The following is a 24,223-nucleotide window of genomic DNA, read 5'->3' as shown; positions in this document are numbered from 1 at the left end:
AGCAGGCCTGCTACAGCCCACGCGCGGCAGCGAGCCGGGCCCCCACGTCCTGGAGATAGGTGGAGCGCTCTACCTCCCGCACCCACTCGGGGGGCAGGGCGCCCAGGCCCAGCCGGGCCCCGCTGATCGAGCCGGTGATGGCGGCCAGGCTGTCCGAGTCACCATCTGTGTTGACGGCCTCCAGCACGGCGGCGCGGTAGTCGTCCGGGTGGCGCCAGAAGCAGTAGAGGGCACTGGCGACGGCCTCCTCCGCCACCCATCCCTCGCCCAGCACGTTCCGGGTGAGCACTTCCTCCGGGGCGCGCCCCAGCAGGTTCGGCACCCGCGAGAGGCACTGGTCGAAGTCCGTGCTGCGGCCCCCACAGCGGCGCATCACCTCTTCGTACATGCGCTCGGGGGAGGTGCCGCGCAGCGCGAGGGCCACCAGCAAGGCGGCCGCGGCGCAGGCCTCGAGGGCCGCGGGGTGCCCGTGGGTGAGGAGCGAGGAGTCCCGGGCCATGGACTCCACTTCGTCCAGACTCTCGAAGAAGAGACCAATGGGAGCCACGCGCATGGCGCTGCCACAGCCCTTGCTCTCCGCCACGCCAGCCTCGCGCCATGGCATGCCGCGTTCCAGGTTCTCGCAGCCCTTGCCGCAGGTGGCGCCCGGCGCCCGGTTGTTGTCCGGCGAGCGGTGCCATTCGACGAAGCGGCGCCCCATCTCCTGCATGAGGGCCTCCCGTCCGGCGGAGCCATGGGAGAGCAGTGCCTCGGCCACCGCCAGCGTCATCTGCGTGTCGTCCGTGAAGGTGCCCGGCGGGTGATCCGGCCCGGTGATGAAAGGGCGGGAGAAGCGCGGGTCTTTCAGGCGAAGGAAGCCGGTGATGCCCTCGGGGGCCAGCTCGCGCTGGAGCTGCGCACGGGTGCGGAACTCCGCCGGATAGCCCAGCGCGTCCCCCACTGCGAGACCCACGATGCAGCCGACGAAGCGAGAGCGGTCCATGGCCATGCCTCTGACTCAGTCCTTGGCGGAGACGTTCAGCTCGGCGAAGAAGTCGTTGCCCTTGTCATCCACGACGATGAAGGCGGGGAAGTCCACCACCTCGATCTTCCACACCGCCTCCATGCCGAGCTCGGCGTACTCGAGCACCTCCACCTTCTTGATGCAGTCCTGAGCCAGCCGGGCCGCCGGGCCGCCGATGCTGCCCAGGTAGAAGCCGCCGTGCTTCTTGCAGGCCTCGGTGACGGCCTTGGAGCGGTTGCCCTTGGCGAGCATGACGAGGCTGCCGCCCTGGGACTGGAACAGATCCACGTAGCTGTCCATGCGGCCCGCGGTGGTAGGGCCGAAGCTGCCCGAGGCGTAGCCCCGCGGCGTCTTCGCCGGGCCCGCGTAGTACACCGCGTAGTCCTTCATGTACTGCGGCAGGCCCTCGCCCTTGTCCAGGCGCTCCTTGATCTTCGCGTGGGCGATGTCTCGCGCGACGATCAGCGGCCCGGTCAGCGACAGGCGCGTCTTCGTGGGGTAGCGGCTGAGCTCGGCCCGGATGTCCGACATGGGGCGGTTGAGATCGATCTTCACCACGTCGCCGCCGAGCTGCGAGTCGGTGGTCTCCGGCAGGTACCTGGCCGGATCCGTCTCCAACTGCTCCAGGTAGATGCCGCTCTTCGTGATCTTCCCCATCGCCTGCCGGTCCGCCGAGCAGGAGACGGCGATGGCCACCGGGCAGCTCGCGCCGTGGCGAGGCAGGCGGATGACGCGCACATCATGGCAGAAGTACTTGCCGCCGAACTGCGCGCCGATGCCCATGCGGCGGGTGAGCTGGTGCACCTTCTCCTCCAGCTCCACGTCTCGGAAGCCCTGGCCCTGGTTGTTGCCGCTGGTGGGCAGGGTGTCCAGGTAGCGCGCCGAGGCGTACTTGGCCGTCTTGAGGGCGAACTCCGCCGAGGTGCCGCCCACGACGATGGCCAGGTGGTAGGGCGGGCACGCCGCGGTGCCCAGCGAGCGGATCTTCTGATCCAGGAACTTCATCAGGCTGTCCGGGTTGAGCAGCGCCTTGGTCTCCTGGAAGAGGTAGCTCTTGTTGGCCGAGCCGCCGCCCTTGGCCATGAAGAGGAATTTGTAGGCGTCGCCCTGGGTGGCGTACAGCTCGATCTGGGCGGGGAGGTTGTTGCCGGTGTTGACCTCCTTGTACATGTCGAGCGGCGCCAGCTGCGAGTAGCGCAGGTTGCTGGTGGTGTACGTCTCGAAGACGCCGCGGGAGATGGCCTCCTCGTCATTGAAGCCGGTGAAGACGTTCTGGCCCTTCTTGCCCATGACGATGGCGGTGCCGGTGTCCTGGCAGGAGGGCAGCACGCGGCCGGCGGCGATGTTGGCGTTCTTCAGCAGCTCCAGCGCCACGAAGCGATCGTTGGAGGTGGCCTCGGGATCCTTGAGGATGTTCGAGAGCTGCTGCAGGTGGCCGGGGCGCAGCAGGTGGGCGATGTCGCGCATCGCCTCGCGGGTGAGCAGGGTGAGCGCCTCGGGCTCGACCTTGAGGAAGGTTTTCCCGCTCGCCTCGAAGGTGGAGACGTGCTCCTTCGTCAGAAGCCGGTAGGGGGTGGTGTCCTCGCCCAGCGGCAGCATGTCCTGATAGGTGAAAGCGCTCACGGTGCGGTCCTCGCGAGAAGAGGGCTTCCAGTTACCACAGGCGCGCGCCCGAGTCGTTCCCTCCACACCGTCTGGCCGTAAGCCTCTCTGCTAGGAGTCCTTATCCTCGATGGCCCGCTGAGCGATCCGGTCCACCACGCCCGGCGCTACGAGCTTGAGGAACTGCGCCACCTTCCCCTGCGCCGTCATCACCAGCTCGCGATCGCGGCGGTCCATGGCGCGGACGATCTGCGCCACGCAGGTCTGCACGTCCATGGTGTTCTTCATCTCGTTGCGCTTGCTCTTCTGGACGGGCTTGCCATCCGGCCCCACCGCCCGTGCGCGGATCTCCGTCGCCACGAACCCGGGCGACACCACGAGCACGTCCACCCCGGTGCCCCGCAGCTCCACGCGCACCGAGTCGAAGAACCCCTGCATGGCGTGCTTGCTCGCGGCGTAGGCGCTGCGCGTGGGCACTCCCGTCTTCCCCGTCAGCGACGAGATGGCCACCAGCAGCCCCTTGCGCGCCTTGAGGTGGGGCAGGGCGTGGTAGCTGCAGTACACCGAGCCCAGGTAGTTCACTCGCATGAGGCGCTCGTAGATCGAGAGATCCGTCACCTCGTCGAGCCGCGCCCACATGGTGATACCCGCGTTGTTCACCAGGCAGTCGATGCCCCCGAATGCCTCGACGCCGCGCTCCACCATGCGCCGGCAGGCCTCCGGATCCGCCACGTCCGTCGCCACGGAGAGGGCCTTGCCCCCCGCCTGTTCGCAGCGCTGCTTCACCTGGGCGAGCGCCTCCTCGCTCCGGGCCGCGAGCACCAGGTTCGCCCCCCGTGAAGCGAGCACGACGGCGAGCTCCTCCCCAATCCCCGCGGAGGCTCCGGTGATGACGACGGTCTTTCCTTGCATGCTGGCCATCCGGGCATTCTTCCAGAGGCGCGGGCCGGAACGCGATTTTTCCAGGTAGCGCCAGGCTTGCCCGCTAGATTCCATCTTCGAGATGGATACCCCCGCCGAGAAACGCGCTCCCCTGGCTGCCCTCCTCCCCGCACGGGGCGAGCCCCCGCTGAGCTCCGACGAGATCCTCAACCGCTTCGTGGGCTACGTCTCGGCCAACGGGCTGTCGCTCTACCCGGCGCAGGAGGAGGCCATCCTCGAGATCCTCGCGGACAAGCACCTGTTCCTGAAGACGCCCACGGGCTCGGGCAAGTCGCTGGTGGCCACCGCGCTGCACTTCAAGGCCATGGCCGAGGGCAAGGTCTCCTACTACACGTGCCCCATCAAGGCGCTGGTGAACGAGAAGTTCTTCGCGCTCTGCGACGCCTTCGGGCCCGAGAACGTGGGCATGCTCACCGGCGACGCGAGCATCAACCGCGAGGCCCCCATCATCTGCTGCACCGCGGAGATCCTCGCCAACATGGCCATGCGGGACTCGCGCGCCCCGGTGGACTATGTGGTGATGGACGAGTTCCATTACTACTCGGACCGCGAGCGAGGCACCGCCTGGCAGTTGCCGCTGCTGGGCCTGCCCAAGACGACGTTCCTGATGATGTCCGCCACGCTCGGCGACACGCACGTCATCGAGGAGGGGCTGCTCAAGCTCACGGGGAAGGAAGTGATCTCGGTGCGCAGCGCCAAGCGCCCGGTGCCGCTGGACTTCGAGTACCGGGAGATGCCTCTCCACGAGACGATCCAGGATCTGGTGGCCCAGAAGAAGTACCCCATCTACCTGGTGAACTTCACGCAGCGCGCGGCGGCGGAGCAGGCGCAAAACCTCATGAGCGTGGACTTCTCCACCAAGGAGGAGAAGGAGGCCATCCGGCAGGCGCTGATGGAGGCGCCCTTCGACACGCCGTACGGCAAGGAGTTCCAGCGCTTCCTGCGCCACGGCGTGGGCATGCACCACGCGGGGCTGCTGCCCAAGTACCGGCTGCTGGTGGAGAAGCTGGCGCAGGCGGGGCACCTCAAGGTCATCTCCGGCACGGACACGCTGGGCGTGGGGGTGAACATCCCCATCCGCACGGTGCTCTTCACGCAGCTGTTCAAGTTCAACGGCGAGAAGCTGGCCACGCTGAGCGTGCGCGACTTCCAGCAGATCGCCGGCCGGGCCGGGCGCAAGGGTTTCGATGATCAGGGCACCGTGGTGGCGCAGGCCCCCGAGCACGTGATCGAAAACATCAAGCAGGCCCAGAAGGAGGCGGCGGGCAAGAAGAAGGCGCCCAAGGCGAAGCCTCCGCAGAAGGGCTTCGTGAACTACGATCGGAGCACCTTCGAGCGGCTGCAGAACGGCATCCCCGAGCCGCTGGAGTCTCGCTTCGAGGTGTCCCACGGCCTGCTGCTCAACCTGCTCCAGAGCGATCTGACGGAGGGCAGCGGCGGCTACCGGCGGCTGGTGCAGCTCATTGGCCGCACGCATGACTCGGACTACGTGAAGCGCCGGCACCTGAAGACGGCGGCGGCGTGCTTCCGGACGCTGCGCGGGGCGGGCGTGGTCAGCGTGGAGAGCCGGCCGGGCGGGGCGCTGGTGAAGGTGGCGGAGGATCTCCAGCGGGACTTCTCGCTGAACCACACCCTGGCGCTGTACCTGCTCGACACGCTGGAGAAGCTGGATCCCACCACCGAGACGTATGCGCTGGACGTGGTGACGCTGGTGGAGTCGATCCTCGAGAACCCGGACGTCGTGCTCTACGCGCAGCTCCACCAGCTCAAGGGGGAGAAGATCGCGGAGATGAAGGCGCAGGGCATCGAGTACGACGACCGGATGGCGGAGCTGGAGAAGCTGGAGTGGCCCAAGCCGAACCGGGACTTCATCTACTCCACCTTCAACGAGTTCGAGCGCAAGCACCCGTGGGTGGGCCAGGAGAACATCCGCCCCAAGTCGATCGTGCGGGACATGTTCGAGCGCTTCATGTCCTTCCACGACTACGTGCGCGAGTACGGCCTTCAGCGCAGCGAGGGCGTGCTGCTGCGGTACGTGAGCGACGTGTACAAGACGCTGGTGCAGACGGTGCCCGAGCGCTTCAAGGACGAGGCGGTGGAGGACATCATCGACCACCTGCGGGCCACGCTGCGGCAGGTGGACTCCAGCCTGCTGGATGAGTGGGAGCGGATGCGCAACCCGGGGGCGGCGCTCGCGCCGAAGCCCGTGGTGGAGCTCAAGCCCAAGGAGCTGACGGAGGATCCGAAGGCATTCGCGGCGCGAGTGCGCGAGGAGCTGCACCGGCTGCTCCGGGCGTTGGGGCAGAAGCGCTACATGGACGCGCTGGAGATGCTGGATGGGGCCGTGGGCGAGTGGACGGCGCCGAAGCTGGAGCAGGCGATGGCGCCCTACTTCGAGGAGCACAAGGTGGTGCTCCTCACTCCGGCGGCGCGCAGGCCGAGCCTCACGTTCATCAAGGAGACGGGCCAGCGGCTGTGGCAAGCGCAGCAGCGCATCATGGACCCGGAGGGACACGGGGACTGGATGCTGGACTGCGAGATCGACTTGCGCGGCCGCAGGCTGGATGACGGACCGATCCTCATCCTCCAGCGCATCGGCACCTGATCAGGTTCTGGAGCGTGGTAGGGGCGCTCGGCCTCAGGCCTGGGCGCCCTCGTAGCTGATGCGCAGTCCCCGGTGCGTCACGGTGATGAGCGGACGGCCGAACCATCCGCAGTGCTTGCAGACGCCGTTCGGCCCAGCCGCGGTCACCCGCACCGGCAGATCCGCGCCGCACGTGGGGCAGCCCTCGGGGAGGGTGTAGTCACGCGGAGTGGTGTGCACTTCGGTCATGTATTTGAGGTAACGCAGGTTCCCAGCTCCGCAATGGCTGGGGAGCAAAGCCTCCGGTGCCACCCGCCGTGCGAGGAACGGCTCGCCTGCTTGCCAACTCTCGGATTCATGGCGCGAAGACTCTGCAGCCCGAAGGCGCCACCTCAGGGTAAGAGGATCAGCTACCCGGAAGCAGATCTCCCGGGCAGCTCCTTTCCGAGGTCCTCACTCATGCCTTCGCGTTCTCTCGCGGCTCCGCGCCGCTCGGCCTGGCTCTCTGCCATGGCCACTTGTGCCTTCCTCTCGCTGACCGCCTGTGGCGACGATCCCAAGCCGCCGCCGGTGGACACCTCGCCGCGCACCGTGCGGCTGATGCAGACCAGCGACCTGCACACCAACATCTTCTCCTGGGACTACTTCACCGGAAAGGAGGACGCCTCGCGCGGGCTGGCCAAGGTGGCCACGCTCGTCCGGCAAGCCCGGGCGGAGAACCCCAACTGCAACCTGCTCATCGACACCGGGGATGCCATTCAGGGAACACCGCTGGGCACCTACTACGCCCTGGTGGACAACACGCCCAAGCACCCCATGGCCGTGGCCATGAACGAGCTGAACTATGACGTCATGGCGCTCGGCAACCACGAGTTCAACTACGGCCTGAACGTCCTCAACAAGTTCAAGGGCGAGGTGAACTTCCCCATCCTCGGCGCCAACGTGCGCAAGAGCGCCGACGGCAGCGAGGCCTTCACCCCCTACCTCATCAAGGACGTGTGCGGTGTGAAGGTGGGCATCCTCGGCCTGGTGACGCCGGGCGTGACGATCTGGGAGCGCCCCGAGAACATCCCGGGCCTGCGCTTCGATGATCCGCTGGAGACGGCCCGGGCCTACGTGCCCAAGCTGCGCGAGGCGGGGGCCGATGTCGTGGTGGTGGCCATCCACAGCGGTCCGGACAAGCAGCCCACGGGCAAGGCGAGCGATCCCGCCTCGTGGCTGACGGACTACTCGGATGCCACGAAGTGGGCCGACCGCGGCAACGTGCCGGGCGAGAACGAGGCGGTGCAGATCGCCCAGCAGATCGACGGCATCGACGTGCTGCTCACGGGCCACACCCACCAGCCCATCCCGAAGATGCTGCTGAAGAACACCCAGGGCCAGGACGTGCTGCTCATTCAGCCCAACCGCTGGGGCAGTCACCTGGGCCAGGTGGATCTCTCCATGGTCTACAAGGACGGCCACTGGACCGTGGACGGCAAGGACTCGCGGCTTCTCGCGGTGGATGCCAACGTCGCGGAGGATGCCCAGGTGGCCCAGCTCACCCGCGGCGCGCATGACACCACGCTCGCGTATGTGAGCACCCGGATTGGTTCCACCCGCGCGGCCTTCCCCGGGGGCTTTGCCGCCCGCTACGTGGACAGCGCGCTGGCCGATCTCATCAACTCCGTCCAGGAGCAGGCCGCCGAGGACAACGGCCACCCGGTGGAGCTCTCGCTCGCCGCCCTGTTCACCGATGACGGCAGGCTGCCCGCGGGTGACATCACCCTGCGCGATGCGTACAGCATCTACATCTACGACAACACGCTCTACGTGATGGAGATCAACGGCTCCATCCTGCGCCGCGCGCTGGAGCTCAACGCCCAGTACTTCGCGCAGTGGAACACCAGCGCCCCTCCGGCCTCCTCCAACCCGGCGTCCGCGAAGGTGCCCAACGCGCAGGACTACAACTGGGATCTCTATTCGAAGATCGACTACGGCTACGATCTCACCCGGCCCGCGGGCTCGCGCCTGACCCACCTGAAGTTCAACGGGCAGGACGTCACCGATGGCCAGGTGTTCCACATCGCCATCAACAACTACCGGGGCGGCGGTGGCGGCGGCTTCTCCATGTTCAAAGAGGGCAAGCTGCTGTGGTCCTCTGCGGATGGAGTGCGCGACTACATCGCTCGCTACATCCAGGGCCACCCCAACCTCGACCCGGAGGCCGTGAACACGTGCAACTTCTCGCTCACGCCGGACCTCTACTCGTACTTCTTCAAGGCCTCGCAGGGGCCGGTGAAGTGCTCTGCGCCGTAGCCACGATCAGGTAGCCCTGCTCGGCCTCTCGCGTGTCAAACACCGTGTGCAAGACCACTTGTCAGGGGGCGAGTGGAGCGGGTGACCCCCGGCACCGCTCCCGGGTGTCCGTTGCTGTGCGATGTGATCGCTTTCTGTGAGTCCGGGCCCGAGGTGGAGCTAGGGTGCGGTGCGTCATGGCGCGCACCCGAACCGTAGACCAACCCCTCCGCCGAGATGTCCGCCTGCTAGGCCGGCTCCTCGGAGAAGTCCTCATCGAGCAGGAAGGACAGGCCCTCTTCGAACTCGAAGAGCAGGTCCGCCACCTCGCCATCCAGCGCCGTCGCGGACCCAAGGCGGGCCGGCGGGCCGTGGCCGCGGAGCTCGCCGCGATCCTGCACAAGCTCCCCCTCGAGCAGGCCGAGCCCGTGCTCCGCGCCTTCTCCGTCTACTTCCAGCTCGTCAACCTCGCCGAGCAGCACCACCGCATCCGCCGCTTCCGCGCGCACGCGAGCGATCCCCAGGCCAAGCCCCAGCGCGGCTCGCTGGAGGCGGCGCTCCAGACCTTGAAGGAAGCGGGCATCCCCGCCGAGCGGGTGCGCGAGGCCCTCCGTGCGATGCAGGTCACCCTGACGCTCACCGCGCACCCCACCCAGGCGGCGCGGCGCACGCTGCTGGAGAAGCTCTACCGCATCCAGCTCCTGCTGGAGGAGTGGGATCGCTGCTCGCTGACGCCCCAGGAGAGCGCGGACCATCTGGAGACGGTGCGCGAGGAGATCACCGCGCTCTGGCAGTCGGACGAGCTGCGGCGCATGCGCCCCACCGTGGGTGACGAGGTGAAGAACGCGCTCTGGTACGTGGAGGAGGTGCTCGCCGATCAGCTCTCGCGGCTGCCGGAGGTGATCTCCTGGGCCTTCGAGTCCGTCTACGGCGAGCCGCTGGGCCGTGTCCCCACCCCCGTGAAGGTGCACTCGTGGGTGGGGGGAGACATGGATGGCAACCCGCTCGTCACGCCCGAGGTGCTCGCGGACACGCTGCATGCCCACCGCGCCCGCGGCCTGCGCATGCTGCTGCACGACGTGGAGGAGCTGGGCGTGGCCCTGTCCCAGTCGGATCGCCACGCGCCCACTCCCAAGGAGCTGCGCGCCTCGATCGAGGCGGACGAGGCGGAGCTTCCCCAGGTGGCGCAGCGGCAGGGGCCTCGCACCGCGGGCGAGCCCTGGCGGCGCAAGCTGCGCTTCATGGAGGCCCGGCTCCAGCTCGCGCTCCAGTACGTGGAGCGCCAGCGCACCGGGAGCACCGAGCTCATGGCTCCCGCGGCCTATCGCTCTCCCGCGGCGTTCCTGAAGGATCTGGAGCTGCTCGAGCGCACGCTCTTGCAGGTGAAGGCGGAGCGCGCCGGTGTCCGGCAGGTGCGCCGCGTGCTGGAGCGCGTCCGCGTCATGGGCTTCCACCTGGCCGAGCTGGAGTTCCGCGCACCGGCCGAGGATGCGATCAGCGCCAACGCCTCGATCTCCGGCGGGCCCGCGGCCTCGGAGGGAGGAGCCCGGCTGCTCGCGGTGCTGGACCGGGTGCGTGAGGCCCAGGCCGAGTCCGGTGAGGTGGCGTGCCGCACCTTCATCCTCTCCATGGCCAGCACCGCGGAGGATGTGCTGGCGGCGTTCCGGTGTGCGCGTCACGCGGGGCTCTGGGACGCGGAGCGGGGCTGCGCCACGGTGGACATCGTCCCGCTGTTCGAGCAGCTCGGCGCGCTGGATGACGGCCCGAAGGTGCTGCGCACCCTGTTCGCCGATCCCACCTACCGCCGCCACCTTCAGGCGCGCGGCGTGCAGGAGGTGATGGTGGGCTACAGCGACTCGGGCAAGGAGGTGGGGCTGCTGGCGGCCGCCGCCGCGCTCCACCGGGCCCAGGTGGCGCTCACCCAGGTGGCGAAGGAGGAGGGGATTGCCCTGCGCCTGTTCCACGGCCGCGGCGAGTCCGTGGCGCGCGGCGGCGGCCCGGCCCAGCAGGCCATCCTCGCCCTGCCGCCTGGGAGCCTCGCGGGCGGTTACAAGGCGACGGAGCAGGGCGAGGCGCTGGACCACAAGTATGCGCAGCCAGAGCTGGCGCGGCGCACGCTGGAGCTGGTGCTGGGCGGCGTGCTGCTGCATGTGATGGATGCGCAGCCGCGGCCCTCGCCCGAGGATGAGACCGTCTTCCGCGAGGCCTTCGACACGCTGGCGGAGACGGGCCGGCGCGAGTACCGCGCGCTGGTGTGGGAGGATCCTCGCTTCGTCGAGTTCTTCATGGCCGCCACGCCGCTGGAGGAGATCTCCGCGCTGCCCATCGGCTCGCGCCCGAGCAAGCGCAAGGCGGGGGGGCTCGAGTCGCTGCGCGCCATTCCCTGGGTGTTCGCGTGGACGCAGAACCGGGCCATCCTGCCGGGCTGGTATGGCGTGGGCTCGGCGCTGGAGGCGTTCGCGGCGAAGCCCGAGGGGCTGGCCCTGCTGAAGCGGATGTATCGCGAGTGGCCGTTCTTCCGCATGGTCATCGACAACGTGACGATGGTGCTCGCCAAGAGCGATATTTCGATCGCCTCGCGGTACGCGAAGCTCGCGCCGGAGTCCACGCGCCCGCTGTGGCGGACCATCCGGGCGGAGCACTCGCGCACCCGCCGCTGGGTGAAGCGGATTACGGGTGAGGAGAAGCTGCTGGATCACAACCCGCAGCTCCAGCGCTCCATCGCCCTGCGCAACCCCTACGTGGACCCCATGTCCTTCCTCCAGGTGGAGCTGTTGCGGCGCAAGCGCGAGGGTCAGGAGGTGGGCCGGCCGTTGTTGCTCACGCTCAACGGCATCGCCGCCGGCATGCGCAACACGGGCTGAGTGCGCACCCACGCGTCGCGGAGCCGCGCCCATACGAACTGGAGCAGGTAAGCCCAGGCCAGCACGCCCACGAGCACGGCGGGCTGTGGGTAGGGGCCGAACTCCGCGAACGGCGGGCGGAAATCCGGCCTGAGGAAGATGCCGTACAAGAGCGCGGCGAACACGCCCGTCAGCCACCCCCACCACAGCCCCGCCCGGAGCTCCACGAAGCACAGCACCGGCGCGAGGAGGACCAGGTACTGGACGCCAAAGCCCGGCGCGAACACGAAGAAGAGCGCCGCGCCCAGGGCCGTCTGCTCCGTCATCGACAGCTTGAGCCGGAACCGTGAGAGCAGCGCCACCCCGGTGATGCTCGCCAGCATGAGGTATCGGCCACGCTCGATGAAGTCGGTTCGCAGCGCCGAGAAGAGCGCTCGGATGCGGGGCTCGCGGTCCACGGCGTTGAGGAACGCGAGCACGCCCCAGTCATTCGGCTGCGAGTTATAGACAAGCATGTTCCGGTACATGCTCCCCGCGGCTACCAGCAGAGGAGGAACGAAGGGCAGCAAGCCGAGCGCCCCTCCCGCCACCAGCCGCAGGAACGAGCGCCGATCCCGAGGCGCCAGGAGCACGATGGGCACCAGGACGATGGGCAGCACCTTCACGTTGAGCGCCGCGCTCCACAAGAGCCCCGAGAGGAAGTAGCGCTCGCGATCGAAGGCCACCGCCGCCAGGAAGATGAAGGCCGCGTACAGGCAGTCGGTGCTGCCGTGGAAACCGCTCACGAGGATGGAGACGGGCACCAGGGCATACGCGGCGGCGGCTCGCGGGCTCGCGAAGCGCCACAGGCCCCAGAGGGACAGCGCCTCGCCCACGAGCCCCGGCAGCTTGATGAGGCGCGCGAAGGCCAGCGGTTGGCCTGCGCCCTTCGCCCAAGCCACGCCAGAGTAGAGCCCCATCAAGGGCGGGTGATTGAAGTCGACGTAGGTCTCGTACGCGCCCCTCAGGCCCAGCGCCAGCACGTGCTGCCCATGCAAGCCCCAGATCGCGGAGTCATTGCTGCCGAACGTCGTCCACCAGAGCCACAGCCGCGCGGCCACTCCGAGCCCGGCCACCCCCAGCCACACCCAAGGCACCGCGGCCCTCGACTTGCTCGCCATGGGCCCGCCATACGCTCCGCTTCCCGGTTTCCACAAGTCCGAAACCCGAAGCCCGGGAGAACCTGGGCCGGTTGACGCAGTTCCATCAAATTGTTGACTCCGGCGACAATCTGAGCGTCCTGCTGCCCTCCAACTCTAGAGTCCGTACTTCTGGCGCAGCACGCGAGCCACCTCGGCGGCCATGACGCGGTGCCCCTGGGTGCTCGGGTGGATGCCGTCCACCTCCAGCCCGTCAATGAAGAGGTTCACGTTGTCAGGCTGGCGCGTCACGGCCTCGAGATCGATCACGTCGGCCAGGGTCTGCTGGCGGATCCAGGCGTTGAACGAGGCGCGATCCCGCTTCACCTGATCATAGGTGCCGTAGTTCGTCCGCTCCTTGGGCAGCAGCGTGCTCACCCACGGGTGGCAGAAGGGCTTCAGCCGGTTGATCAGCGTCGTCATCCGCGTCTCCAGATCCGCGACGCTCAGGGCCGTCAGATCATTGGTCCCCAGCAGCACCAGGCAGTCCGTGGCACCGGAGATCGGCAGCACCTCTTGATCCAGGTTGACCAGCTCTCCCCAGAAGCCCTGCCCGGACACCGCGGCATTCACCACGGGCAGCCCGAGCTGCTGCTCCACGAGCGAGGGCCACGCGTTGCGCGTGTCATTGTAGGTGTCCATGTAGCCCTCGGTGATGCTGTCGCCGATGGCCACGAAGGCGCGGCGGGGCGGGGCCTCCACCTCCACGGAGGCGATGCCGATGGCCTGCTGCCACGACGAGCCTCCCAGCGCTCCCGTCAGGCCCGAGTACGCCCCCGAGCGCATGAAGCCGCCGGGGAACGCATTGATGGCGCTCATGGCCAGCGCGCCAGTCACCTCGAACGAGATGTCCACCTCGTCGCGGAAGCCCGCCGGGAAGGACACTGGATCCGACGTGACGAGCTTGCGAGAGCCCACGCTGAAGCCCGAGGACCCATTGAAGGTGAGCTGGACGGGCTGCGAGGCCAGCGCCCCGTTCGCCCCCGCGCGTGCGATGGTGGCCTTCTGGAGCGTCAGGCTCCCGTCTCCCGAGCGGAACGTCACGCGCAGCCGCTCGCCGGCCCGGCCCACCGGAACCCGCATGCGGAACGTCGTCAGGCTGCCCACGCTCTTGGACCAGCGCAGCGCCTGGTGAAAGGCGGACTGGAAGGTGGGCGCGGGGGGCGGAGTGCTCGGGGAGGGATCCGAAGGGGGGCTCACCGGGCCGGGGGCCTGGGGATCACCCGGAGGCGCGGGCTGCTCCACCACCGGGGTCGAGGGCGCTGGGGTGGAGATCTCGTCCCCTCCCGCGGAGGGCTCGGCCGAGGCTCCTGGCGTGCCCGGGCCACAGGCTCCCAGCAGGCTCCAGGCACATATGACGAGGACCCAGAGTCCTGATTTGTTCCGCATCTCTGCACTCCTTGGCAGGGGGGTCGGTTGAACGGCTCCCCATGAACCAGGAAGTGGTGCCTGGCATTTGGGTCCTCAACCTGTTCCCGGGGCTCCCACGTTCGGAGAGCGTGCGGGGAGACAGGGCCTCGGCCCGGGCGTAGACAGGCGGAGCGGCTCGGAACTCCCGGACAATCGAGAATCACGAGCCCGCAGAGCGAACGTCCGAGCAGGGCTCCCCCTTGAACCGGGCCCGCGAGACAGCCGACACTTGCAGGCGCTCCGGGCGATGTGCAGGAGGCAGAGAGCGCACAATCGTCAGGTCGTCCGTTTGCTTTGCACTGCTGCTCTTGAGAGTTCTGGTGCCGCATGAACAGCAATTCCGCGGATATGCCAGCCACGGGGAAGGATGCCCTGCTCAATCGCCGGGGTGAGGAGCGCGTACCCGCGCGCTTCGAGGTGCACTTCACCCAGGCGCAGGATGCGGCGAAGGCCCTGAGGGCCTATTCGCTGAACATCTCGGCGGGCGGGCTGTGTCTCAGGACCCGGCGGGCCTATGACGTGGGCTCGCCCGTGCGCATGGACATGGTCGTGGAGGGCGAGGCCTTCCAGATCCAAGGTGTCATCGCCTGGGTGCGCGACGAGTCCGAGGCCATTGGCGTGCGCTTCACGAACCTGAGCGAGGAGGACCGGCTCCGGCTCCAGCGCGTCATCGACAGCCTTCAGCCCTAGAGGGAGCCAGGGCCTCAGCGGCCCTCGTGGCGGAACACCATGGAGTCGCTGACGAAGCCGCACGCCTCGTAGAAGCGCGCGCTCTCGCTGCCCGCATCCTGGCGCGAGGCGAGCTCCAGCCGCTTCACGCTCAGCACGCGGGAGCGCTCGATGGCGTGCAGCAGCAGCGCCCGGCCCACGCCGCGGCGCCGCCAGGACTCCGTCACCACCAGCTCGTCCACCGTGGCGATGCGCCCGCGCAGCCGGAGCTGGGGGCGGTGCGAGAGGCTGAGCATGCCCACGGGCCTGTCCTGCGAATCGCACGCCACGAAGATCTCGATCTCCGGATGGCTGGTGACCCAGTGGACCGTCTGCGTGTCCGAGCCTTCCGGGTAGCCGGCTTCCTTGAGGAGCGTGGCGAGGGCTTCGGCATCTCCCCGGCGGGCGCGGCGGATGCGGAACGCGGACTGCGTCGAGGGTGCGGGCGCAGGCGAGGGCATCGGGCTCTTGGCGATAGGCGTGGACACGGAGGGCCGAGTCTAACGAAAGGGCCGCCGCTCCTCCAACTCGAAGGGACGACGGCCCGGGGTCCTACATGCGATGCCGCGCTGACGGCCTGCTTACGGCTCTTCAACGGCCAGCTTCTGGATGGCCTGGGTGATGTCCGAGAGCTGCGGCACGGACGCCATCTCCAGGTTGTCCGCCAGGCCGATGCCGGGCACGAACTTGCCGGCCAGCAGCCGCGGCGGCGCCAGCAGCTTGAAGAAGAGCTCGTCCACGGTGCGGCGCACGAGGTGCTCGCCGAAGTTCGTCACCTCGGTGTCCTCGTTCACGTACAGCACGCGGCCCGTCTTCTCGACGGAGGCCTTCACCAGGTCCCAGTCGTACGGCCAGAGCGTGCGCAGATCGATCACCTCGGCGCTCACGCCCTGCTCGCGCAAGGAGTCCGCGGCCTTGGCGCACAGGGGCAGGGTGCGGCCGTAGCTGACCACCGTCACCTGCGAGCCCTCGCGCACCACCTTGCCCTTGCCGATGGGCACCGCGTACGCCTCCAGCGCCGGCCACTGCGGCTTCCACGCCGAGCGGTCTCCCAGCGGCGCGTCGATCATCTTCGACAGCTGCTTGTCGTCCTCGGGCTCGCCGGGGATGCGCTCCTCGCCCTTCACGCGCAGCAGCGCCTTGGGCTCCAGGTACATGATGGGGTTCAGGTCCTGGCAGGCGGAGATCAACAGCCCGTACGCATCCAGCGGGTTGGAGGGGATGACGATCTTCCAGCCCGGGATGTGGGTCGCCGTCGCGTCGAACGAGTGCGAGTGGTAGATGGAGCCGCGGATGCCGCTGCCCACCGGCGTCTTCACCACCATGGGCAGGTTCCAGTCGCCGTTGCTCGACCAGAGCGTGTTGCCCGCGATCTTCAGCAGATCGATGGTGTTGTAGATGTAGTCGGCGAACTGGATCTCGGCGACGGGGCGCTGGCCCGCCATGGCCAGGCCAATGGCCGTGCCGATGATGCCGCGCTCGTCCAGCGGCGAGTTCCACGCGTTCTTCAGGCCCTGCGTCACCGTGAAGACGCCGCCCAGCGGCGGGCCCACGTCCTCGCCGAAGATGTCCATCACGCCCAGGTGCTCCTCGGCGTAGTGCAGGGCCATGCGGATGGCCTGTGCCATGTTGGCCATGGTTATTTCTTCTCCGCGTAGATGTGGTTCCAGATGGTCTCAGGGGCCGGCTGCGGCTCGTCGCGCACCAGGCGGGCGGCGGCGGCCAGATCCTCGGTGTAGCGGTTGCGCAGCTCGTCCATCTGCTGGCGCGTCAGCACGCCGTCCTTCTCCAACTTCGCCTCGAACTCCTTGAGGCAGTCCACCTCGTTGGTCACGAAGTTGGCGCCGGACGCGGAGGAGTGCCCGTACAGCCGCGACACCAGGGCCTCCATCATGAAGGGCTTGCGCTCCTGGCGGACGTAGTCCATCGCCTCCTTCAGCTCGCGATAGGCCTCGAGGGGATCATTGCCGTTGATCGTCTTGCAGCGGATGTTGAAGGCGCGGGCGCGGTCGGAGATGCGCGACTCGCCGTGCTGGTCGTCCGCCGACGTGGAGATGCCCCACTTGTTGTTGGTGACGATGATCAGGATGGGCAGCGGGTTGGCGGGGCGGTTGCTCCACACCAGGCACGAGGCGAAGTCGCCCTCGGCGGTGCCCGCGTCTCCGCCGGTGACGATGGTGATGCCGTCACCGCCGTGGCGCTTCTGGGCCATGGCCGTGCCCGGGGCGATGGCGTACTGCACCTCGATGGGAGAGGAGACCGGGGCGATGTTCCACTCCTTCTTGGAGAAGTGGCCCGCGAAGTTCCGGCCGCCCGAGTACGGGTCCGTGGCCGTGTTCTTCATCTGCCGCAGCGCCCCGATGGGCTCCTCGCCCATGGCCAGCAGCGTGCCGGACTGACGGTAGTGCGCGTGCAGGTAGTCGTAGTCCAGCCCCTGGCCCTTCTTCATCAGCAGGCCGAGCGGGACGTTGAACGCCTCCTCGCCGGGGCCGCCGATCCAGAAGTAGCCGTGGCCCTGCTTGTACATCTGGATGAGGCGCTCCTCGAGCACGCGCGCCTTCACCATCAGATCGTGCATCCGAACGAGCAGCTCGCGCTCGATGGGAGCGGACGCTTCTTCGCGGTTGATCAAACGAGGTCGTGACACGCGAGGCTTCCTGGAGAGTGGGGAGACGCCCCTATAACTCAACAACTCCCGGTGCACTCAAGCGTGCTGCGCGCGGGATGTCCGCCAGCCAGGAAAGGCCCTGCGCGTGGCGCGGTGCGGCAATCAGCCGGGCTTCTTGGAGTCATGCGCGCTGCGCGAGGGGAGGGGCTTGGAGCGGGCTCGGCCCTGGCGCAGCTCGCGGGCGCGAGCGGCGAGCGCGGGCTGGGCGGCGGTCTCGGCGCGGGTGACGATCAGCAGGAGCGTCTCGTCTCCCAGGTGCCGCTGGCTGGGAGTGGAGAGGGTGCGGAGGAGGTCCGCGTAGCGCCCGGCCTCGAGCAGCGCGGTGACGAGCGCATGGCCCCGCTGCACCGTGGGCACCTCGTAGAAGGCTGCGCTCAGCGGGCGGATGGCCAGCTCCGGCAGATCGTTGGACAGCAGCAGCTCGCCGACGAACCACGGATCGTGGAGCATCTCGGGGAGCTCGGGCTCGGACAGGGCCGCCGAGGGTTGTGGCGGGTCGGGGCGCTTCGGGGGGGGCGCGTGGCGCTCGGGCGGCGGAGCCTGGCGCTCGGGCGGGGCCGCCGAGCCGGGCTCGGGAGCGGTGTAGCGCGAGGGCAGGCTCAGCTCCGTGAGGAGCCGGTCCACGCTGGGTGCCTTGGCTCCGTCGACGGTGGGGCGCACGCGCTTCAGCGAGGCGCGGATCCGCAGCGCATAGCGCCGCTCCATCCACGCCTGAGCGAGCTGCCCCGCGTTGGACACCGCGAGCATGAGCGCGAACATGCCCAGCCAGCGCTGCTTCCAGAGGAGGGAGAGCACCAGCCCACAGGCCGCCGTCGCCAGGGAGATGGCAGGGATGAGCCACTCGAAGCGGGGGCCCCCGCGCTCGCGGACGATGGCCGCCATCACGTGGCCTCCGTCCAGCGGGAGCACGGGCAGCAGGTTGAAGACGCCCCAGCCGATATTCACCCAGAGCAGAGCTACCACGCTGTAGTGCGCCAGGCTGCTTCCCTGCCCAACGTGCGTGAAGTGCTGTAGCGCCAGCACCAGGCCCCCCAGCAGGAAGCCGGCGCCGGGCCCCGCCAGGGAGATCCATAGATCCTGCCGGTGGGTGAGCGGCCTGCCGCCCTCGCTGGTGGTCGTCCCTCCCATGCCGTGCAGCGAGATGCTCGCCCCGTGGCCGAAGCGCCGGAACGCCAGCGCATGGCCCAGCTCATGGAGCAGCACCGAGACGAAGACGACACTGAACCACACTGCCAGCCGCGCGGGGTCGGAGGACTCGGTCCAGCCGAGTGCCAGGGTGGTGAGGACGAAGAGGAGGTGGACCTGGACAGGGAAGCCAGCCACCTGGAAGCGCAGAGCCATGGGGATCAGGTATGCTCATCATATATGGGGGCGGCGGTCGGCCGCAGGAGGGGGAGGCGGGGACTCGCACTCGCGTAGAAGTACGCTAAAGTCCCGCCGCTTCTCACGTCAGCCCGCGTTCCTTGCGCGGCTCGCAGCCAGGTGTGCCCTTGCCCAAGAAGACTCAGCGCTTCAGTGCCGTGACTGATGACGCCTCCCAGACCGAGATTCCCAACGGAGCTCCCGAGGTAACTGGCACCGGGACTCAGCCTATTGAATCGACCTCGACTCGCCACAATGCCCACTTCACCAGCACCACGCTGGCGGCGCCGGTAGCGGGGGAGATGACGGGCACCATCGTCGCGCCGCTCGAGGCGGGCGAACTCCCGGACGTGGCCTCCATCCGCGGCATGCGGCTGGATCAGCTCCTGCTGATCACCACGGCCGCGCTGATGGTGGTCGTCGTGGCGCTGCTGGCGGCGATGTCCTTCTACTCGTACAAGAGCCAGTTCGAGGAGACGACGGGCCACTTCCATGACCGGCTCGAGTCCCAGTCCCGCGAGCTGGGGCAGACGGTGAGCCACACCCTGGCGCTCACCTCGACCACGTCGCTGCGCGACAACAACTACGGCTTCCTCACCGAGGTGGCGCGCTCCATCGTCGCGGACAACAAGAACATCCTCCGCGTGCAGATGTTCGACGCCGAGCAGCAGCTGGTGGCGGACTCGGACAAGGACGCCAAGCTGGGCAGCTCCGCGGGCACCCGCAAGGTGGAGCGCGGCCTGGCCACCGTGGTGTACCAGGGCCAGCCCGTCTTCGAGTTCCAGGAGCCGCTCGACTATGGCTCCACGGCGGGCAAGGGCCTCATCGTCATCAGCTACTCGCAGGAGGAGCTGCAGAAGCAGAGCCAGGAGCTGGAGGAGGCCAAGGTGAACGCCCTGTTCGCCACCACGGTGCGCACCGTCGCCCTGGGCGGAGGCAGCGTGCTGCTGGCCGCCGTGCTCGCGCTGGCGCTCAGCCGCGGCATCACCCGTCCGCTCGGCATGCTCACGCGCCGGGTGATGCAGCTGGCCGCGGGCGATCTCAACGCGCGCAGCACCGGCCAGGCCTCGGGCACCGGCCGCGAGGTGCGCACCCTGGGCGTCGTGTTCAACCACATGGCCGAGCGCATCAAGGTCCTGCTCGAGGACGTGCGCGTCAAGGCGCAGCTGGAGCGCGAGATGTCCCTGGCGCGCACCGTTCAGGAGACGCTGTCTCCGGGCCGCGAGGCGCTCCAGGTGGGCCCGCTGCGCATCGCCGGCGTGGTGGTCACCGCGGACGCGTGCGGCGGTGACTGGTGGTTCCGCGCGCCGCTGGACGAGCAGCGCGTGGCCATTGGCATTGGGGACGTGACGGGCCACGGCCTGTCCACGGCGCTGGTGGCCACCAGCGCGACCTCCGGGTTCGCCTCGGCCATGACGATGCGCGAGCCGGATCAGCTCAACTCGCAGGTGCTCATCAGCGCGCTCAACATCACCCTGGCCCACCTGGGCCGCGGCGAGTACCAGATGTCCAGCGCGCTGGCGGTGATCGACACGCAGACGGGCTTCATTGACTACGCGGCCGGTGGCCACCCGGCCGCCAGCGTCTTCAACCGCATGTCGGGGCAGGTCGCCTCGCTGCCGGCGCGCGGCCCGCTGCTGGGCGCCTCGGTCGCCTCGCAGTACTCCTCGCGCCAGGCGCAGCTGCGGCCGGGTGACATCGTCGTCTGGTACTCGGACGGCCTCACCGAGGCGCGCGATGGGGCCGGCAAGCTCTATGGCACCCAGCGCCTCAACGCCGCCATGCAGGCCAACGCCCAGCTCTCCGCCGAGGGCCTGCGGGACGCCATCATGGCGGACGTGCGCTCCTTCAGCGCCGGTCAGCCCCAGCGCGATGACATCACCATCGTCGTCGCCGAGTTCAGCCCTGCCTCCTAGCCCCCGAACCTCATGAGTCGCTCCTCTCGAACCCACTGGCTGCGCCGCCTCACCGCGGCGCTCGCTCTCGTTCACGTGCTCGTCGGCACGGCGGCCCTGGCGCAGTATCGCCCGCCGCCGCTGACCGAGGCCCAACGCCTGGTACAGGAGGGTGACGCCGCGCAGGTCTCCGCCAGCGCCGCCGTCTCCGCCGGCAACAAGAAGGAAGCCGAGGAGAAGTACCGCAGCGCGCTGCAGCTCTATGAGCAGGCGCTCACCGCCGATCCCGCGCTGATGACGGCCGCCGTGGGCCTGGGCACCGTGGGCAACGCGCTCCAGGACTTCAACCGCGTGGTGCAGAAGCTGCAGCCGGTGATGACGGCCAACCCCAACGAGCTGACGGTGGCCTACCCGCTGGGCGTGGCGTACTACAAGCTGCGCCGCTTCCAGGAGGCCGTCCCGCTGCTGGAGCTGGTCTCCACCGCGGACAAGCTCGACTACCTCATCGTCAACTACTACCTGGGCACGTATTACATGTACGAGCAGCGCGGAGACGTGGCCATCGCCAAGCTCCAGCGCTACCTGGCGCAGCGCCCGGAGAAGCTGGCCGCCAACGACTTCCAGATCTACGAGCTCATCGGCAAGGCGCACCTGCTGCGGCGGGATCCGGCCTCCGCGCGCGCCGCCTTCCAGCAGGCCCAGAAGGGCCGGCCCGAGACGGTCTCCACCCAGATGGGGCTGGCGGCCGTGCTGGAGATGGAGGGCAAGATGCAGGAGTCCCAGGCGCTGGTGCAGGGCCTGGTCAGCCGCTTCCCGCAGGCGCCCGAGCCCAAGGAGCGCCTGGGCCGCATCCTGCTGAACGCGGGCGACGTGGCCGGCGCGGAGACGCACGCGGTGGCCCTGGTGAAGCTGGGCAACACGGCCAGCGCGCACCTGCTGCTGGGTGACGTGCGGCTGGCGCAGAAGAAGCACGCCGAGGCCGAGGCCGAGTACCGCAAGGTGCTGCAGCTGGCGCCCACCCTGGTGTCGGCGAAGATCGCCGTGGGCAAGGCGCTCCAGGCGCAGGGCCGCAACGACGAGGCCATCCGCTACCTGGAGGCCGCCGTGCAGGAGGGTGGCAACAACCTGGATCTGTGGGCCTCGCTCGGCTCCGTCAACCGCCGCGCCGGCAAGTACCAGCGCGCCGTGGAGGTGCACCGCCGCGTGGTGGAGCTCGCTCCGCGCCAGGCGCTTGGGTACAACCTGCTGGGCGCGGACCACTTCGCCACCGGCCAGTGGGATCAGGCCGTCGAGGACTACACCAACGCGCTCTCCGTGGAGCCCGGCAACCCGTTGGCCGGCAAGTGGCTGGCTCGCGCGCTGGCGCACCGCGCTCGCGGCCGCGCCGAGAGCAACCGGCTGGATGACGCCGTGAGAGATCTGCGCCGCGCGTTCGATCTCGAGCGCAGCGCGCCCATGGCCCGCAGGCTCGGCGCGGCGCTGCTGGAGAAGCGTGACTTCGCCGGCGCGCGCATGGTGCTGGAGCAGGGCGTGACGCTGCCGGGAGTCACCTGGCGCGATCACTGGCTGCTGGGCTACGCCCGCAACGGGGCCGGCGAGGCGCAGAAGGCGCTGGAGTCCTTCGAGCAGGCCGGGAAGCTGACGGAGGAGCCCGGAGAGCTGGCGGATGTGTCCGTGGGCGCGGCGCTGGCGCAGGTGGGGCTGGATCGCGTGGACGAGGCCGTGCAGCGGCTGTCCGAGCCCGGCCCCTCCAAGGCCGCCCGCGAGCTGGCCCAGGCCAACCTCCCGCTCATGCTGCTGCGCCGCTCGCTGTCGAGCCTCGAGAAGGGCGACGCCGGGGCCGCGCAGAAGGACGTGGAGCTGGCCGAGAAGTTCCCGCTCAACAAGCAGCCGGATCTGGCCAGGCTGGCCTCCTTCACCCGCGCGCTCGTCATCACCGAGGAGCGGCGCGGCGCGGACCCGAGCGCGTTCCTCAAGCGCGCCCTCGTCCCGGCCCCGCGCTGGGCGAGCGCCAACACGCGCGCGCTGACGGAGGCGTACATGCTCTACCGCAAGGAGCTGGTGCCCCAGGCGCGCAAGGTGCTGGCCAGCGGCTCCAAGAAGCCCTCGCCCTGGCAGGCCAAGTGGATCGCCTCCCTCGCCAACGCGCTCAACCGCCTCGAGGGTGAGCACGCCTACGCCACCGGCAACTTCAAGCTGTCGGAGAAGGCCTTCAAGGCCGCGCTCGCCGCCGATCCGGACAACGCCCTGCTCCAGCACAACCTGGCCTGCGTGGACTACCGCAAGGGCAAGGCGAATGACGCCGTGGCCGCCTGGCGCAGGCTGGAGTCCTCCGTGTCCACCGCCACGCTCAACCTGGGCATCGACGCCCAGGAGCGCCGCAATGACATCCCCGAGGCGGTCGATGCCTACCGCCGCTACCTGTCCTCGAGCGGGGGGCCCCGGATGGCCACCGTGCGCGAGTGGAAGGACCGCCTGGTGGCCATCTACGGCCTGGGCGGCGCCTCCGCCGACGCCAACCCCAGCGAGGCCACCGCCACGGAGACCACTCCATGAAGATCACCCGCCTCTCGTTGTTGTTGGGGCTTGCGCTGGTGTGTGCCTGGGCACCCGCCGCGCGGGCCGAGAAGAAGACCACCCTGGGCGTGTTCCTGCCCACCACCCTCACGGATGGCCAGCAGCGCTTCGGCTTCGCCGAGAAGCTCGCGGCGCAGCTGGGCGCCTCGCTCAACCAGCCCGTGGCGGCCAAGAGCTTCGGCCGCTACGAGGACTTCTCCAAGGCCATCTCGGATGGAACGCTCGACTTCGCGGTGGTGGACGCGTGGGCGGCGGTGCAGCTGGGCGCAAGGGCCGTCCCGGTGGCCTTCGCGGCCATGTCCGGGGACACCGCGCAGCGCTGGGCCGTCATCTCCTACGGCAAGGGCTCCGTGAAGGATCTGTCCGGCAAGCGCCTGGCCATCACCAAGGGCGCGGGGTCCTCGGATCCGAAGTTCGTCTCCAACGTCATCTTCGCGGGCGATCTGGACGCGCAGAAGCACTTCAAGATGGTGTCCGTGCCCAACGTGGAGTCGGCGCTGAAGATGCTCGAGGCCAAGGGCGCCGAGGCGGCGCTGGTGCCGCTGTCGCACGCCCCCAAGGATGCGCGCGTCATCTACCGCAGCACGAAGGTGCCGGGCGCGGTGTTCGTCACCCTGCGCGGCGCCAACGTGGACGAGAGCCTGGGGAAGCTGGGCGCCGTGGAGCCCTTCAGCGCCTTCGTGAAGGTGCAGGGCAAGGACTTCGAGGACTTCCGCAAGCTCGTTCAGCAGGGCCCGCCGCGCCGGCAGCCGGTGATCGTCGAGTCTCCGGTGCTGCGCGTGAACACGGACGCGCTGGTGAACTCGGCGGAGCTCAACCCCGTGCTGCCCAACTTCGTCAGCGCCATGGACGTCTCCGACGAGCAGCCGGACGACTGACGCAGGGCTGTGCACCGGGCCCGGGGCGTCACCACCGGGCAGGTAGGAATGAAGGGCAAGGGACTCCCGCACCTGTCAGGTGGGGGAGGGCAGGGGGGAAATGGGCCAGGGGTTGGGGAGCCAGGGGTCAGGCTCGGGCCGCCTTGCGCCGCGTCATCGCCCTCCATGGGGTGGGTGGGGATGCGGCTCCAGGGCGGTTCTGGCCCTACACTTGGCTCATATCAATGCAGTAGGGTAACTTGAATCTGACAGTTCGAGCGATTGCGCCCCACCCTTGGCAGGAGGGGGCTCCTCCG

At 68.9% G+C, this 24,223-nt stretch carries 17 protein-coding genes; 7 read left to right on the top strand and 10 right to left on the bottom strand.

The window, feature by feature from the left end:
* Positions 1–10 precede the first annotated feature (10 nt).
* The 3 genes from ACJ8AT_RS13845 to ACJ8AT_RS13835 all read right to left on the bottom strand — a co-directional run bounded on the left by ACJ8AT_RS13845 (position 11) and on the right by ACJ8AT_RS13835 (position 3,526).
* A complete protein-coding gene (locus tag ACJ8AT_RS13845; RefSeq protein WP_407738182.1) occupies positions 11–982 on the bottom strand; it encodes an ADP-ribosylglycohydrolase family protein in 972 nt (323 codons plus the stop codon).
* A gap of 15 nt (positions 983–997) precedes the next feature.
* The gene (locus ACJ8AT_RS13840; RefSeq protein WP_407738199.1) at positions 998–2,602 is read right to left on the bottom strand and encodes a fumarate hydratase; all 1,605 of its coding nucleotides are present in this window, start codon (positions 2,600–2,602) and stop codon (positions 998–1,000) included.
* A 114-nt stretch (positions 2,603–2,716) separates the two neighbouring features.
* Positions 2,717–3,526 (bottom strand): SDR family oxidoreductase, encoded by an 810-nt coding sequence (locus tag ACJ8AT_RS13835; protein ID WP_407738181.1) that lies wholly within the window; start codon positions 3,524–3,526, stop codon positions 2,717–2,719.
* An 82-nt stretch (positions 3,527–3,608) separates the two neighbouring features.
* On the opposite strand from ACJ8AT_RS13835, the gene ACJ8AT_RS13830 reads away from it, so the two are divergent.
* Positions 3,609–6,152 carry a DEAD/DEAH box helicase gene (locus tag ACJ8AT_RS13830; protein WP_407738180.1) on the top strand — a complete coding sequence of 848 codons (2,544 nt, stop codon included), beginning with the start codon at positions 3,609–3,611 and terminating at the stop codon, positions 6,150–6,152.
* Between the two features lie 33 nt (positions 6,153–6,185).
* Here the strand turns inward: ACJ8AT_RS13830 and ACJ8AT_RS13825 are convergent, their stop codons facing one another.
* The gene (locus ACJ8AT_RS13825; RefSeq protein WP_407738179.1) at positions 6,186–6,380 is read right to left on the bottom strand and encodes a hypothetical protein; all 195 of its coding nucleotides are present in this window, start codon (positions 6,378–6,380) and stop codon (positions 6,186–6,188) included.
* A 261-nt stretch (positions 6,381–6,641) separates the two neighbouring features.
* Here ACJ8AT_RS13825 and ACJ8AT_RS13820 point away from each other — a divergent pair, with 261 nt between their 5' ends.
* The gene (locus ACJ8AT_RS13820) at positions 6,642–8,429 is read left to right on the top strand and encodes a bifunctional metallophosphatase/5'-nucleotidase (protein WP_407738178.1); all 1,788 of its coding nucleotides are present in this window, start codon (positions 6,642–6,644) and stop codon (positions 8,427–8,429) included.
* Between the two features lie 176 nt (positions 8,430–8,605).
* Positions 8,606–11,272: a phosphoenolpyruvate carboxylase gene (locus ACJ8AT_RS13815; protein WP_407738177.1), complete on the top strand. Its 2,667-nt coding sequence runs from the start codon at positions 8,606–8,608 to the stop codon at positions 11,270–11,272.
* On the opposite strand, the gene ACJ8AT_RS13810 is transcribed toward ACJ8AT_RS13815, so the two are convergent.
* A complete protein-coding gene (locus tag ACJ8AT_RS13810; protein WP_407738176.1) occupies positions 11,203–12,411 on the bottom strand; it encodes a hypothetical protein in 1,209 nt (402 codons plus the stop codon). The two genes, ACJ8AT_RS13815 and ACJ8AT_RS13810, sit on opposite strands and share 70 nt — an antisense overlap.
* A 135-nt stretch (positions 12,412–12,546) precedes the next feature.
* Complete coding sequence (locus tag ACJ8AT_RS13805) at positions 12,547–13,818, bottom strand: SGNH/GDSL hydrolase family protein (protein ID WP_407738175.1); 1,272 nt, start codon at positions 13,816–13,818, stop codon at positions 12,547–12,549.
* A gap of 348 nt (positions 13,819–14,166) precedes the next feature.
* Here ACJ8AT_RS13805 and ACJ8AT_RS13800 point away from each other — a divergent pair, with 348 nt between their 5' ends.
* A complete protein-coding gene (locus ACJ8AT_RS13800; protein WP_407738174.1) occupies positions 14,167–14,529 on the top strand; it encodes a TIGR02266 family protein in 363 nt (120 codons plus the stop codon).
* A gap of 14 nt (positions 14,530–14,543) precedes the next feature.
* On the opposite strand, the gene ACJ8AT_RS13795 is transcribed toward ACJ8AT_RS13800, so the two are convergent.
* The 4 genes from ACJ8AT_RS13795 to ACJ8AT_RS13780 form a co-directional block, all read right to left on the bottom strand.
* A complete protein-coding gene (locus ACJ8AT_RS13795) occupies positions 14,544–15,035 on the bottom strand; it encodes a GNAT family N-acetyltransferase (RefSeq protein ID WP_407738173.1) in 492 nt (163 codons plus the stop codon).
* 93 nt (positions 15,036–15,128) lie between these two features.
* Positions 15,129–16,184 carry an alpha-ketoacid dehydrogenase subunit beta gene (locus tag ACJ8AT_RS13790; protein WP_407738172.1) on the bottom strand — a complete coding sequence of 352 codons (1,056 nt, stop codon included), beginning with the start codon at positions 16,182–16,184 and terminating at the stop codon, positions 15,129–15,131.
* A 2-nt stretch (positions 16,185–16,186) separates the two neighbouring features.
* Positions 16,187–17,194, bottom strand: coding sequence for a thiamine pyrophosphate-dependent dehydrogenase E1 component subunit alpha (locus ACJ8AT_RS13785; RefSeq protein ID WP_407738171.1), 1,008 nt, complete (start codon positions 17,192–17,194; stop codon positions 16,187–16,189).
* A gap of 123 nt (positions 17,195–17,317) precedes the next feature.
* The gene (locus ACJ8AT_RS13780) at positions 17,318–18,556 is read right to left on the bottom strand and encodes a metalloprotease (RefSeq protein WP_407738170.1); all 1,239 of its coding nucleotides are present in this window, start codon (positions 18,554–18,556) and stop codon (positions 17,318–17,320) included.
* Positions 18,557–18,879: 323 nt separating this feature from the next.
* Here ACJ8AT_RS13780 and ACJ8AT_RS13775 point away from each other — a divergent pair, with 323 nt between their 5' ends.
* From ACJ8AT_RS13775 to ACJ8AT_RS13765, 3 genes are read left to right on the top strand one after another with little or no spacing between them, the layout of a single operon-like run.
* Positions 18,880–20,493, top strand: coding sequence for a SpoIIE family protein phosphatase (locus ACJ8AT_RS13775; RefSeq protein ID WP_407738198.1), 1,614 nt, complete (start codon positions 18,880–18,882; stop codon positions 20,491–20,493).
* A 12-nt stretch (positions 20,494–20,505) separates the two neighbouring features.
* Positions 20,506–23,028 carry a tetratricopeptide repeat protein gene (locus ACJ8AT_RS13770; protein ID WP_407738169.1) on the top strand — a complete coding sequence of 841 codons (2,523 nt, stop codon included), beginning with the start codon at positions 20,506–20,508 and terminating at the stop codon, positions 23,026–23,028.
* Entirely contained in the window at positions 23,025–23,927 is a 903-nt protein-coding gene (locus ACJ8AT_RS13765; protein WP_407738168.1) for a PhnD/SsuA/transferrin family substrate-binding protein, read from the top strand. The genes ACJ8AT_RS13770 and ACJ8AT_RS13765 overlap by 4 nt, the downstream gene beginning before the upstream one ends.
* The last annotated feature ends 296 nt before the right edge of the window (positions 23,928–24,223 follow it).

Origin of the sequence: Hyalangium sp. (assembly GCF_045802625.1) — a bacterium.
GTDB lineage: Bacteria > Myxococcota > Myxococcia > Myxococcales > Myxococcaceae > Hyalangium.
The sequence above is the reverse complement of the archived record's forward strand: the minus strand, read 5'-3'. Positions and strand labels throughout refer to the sequence as shown.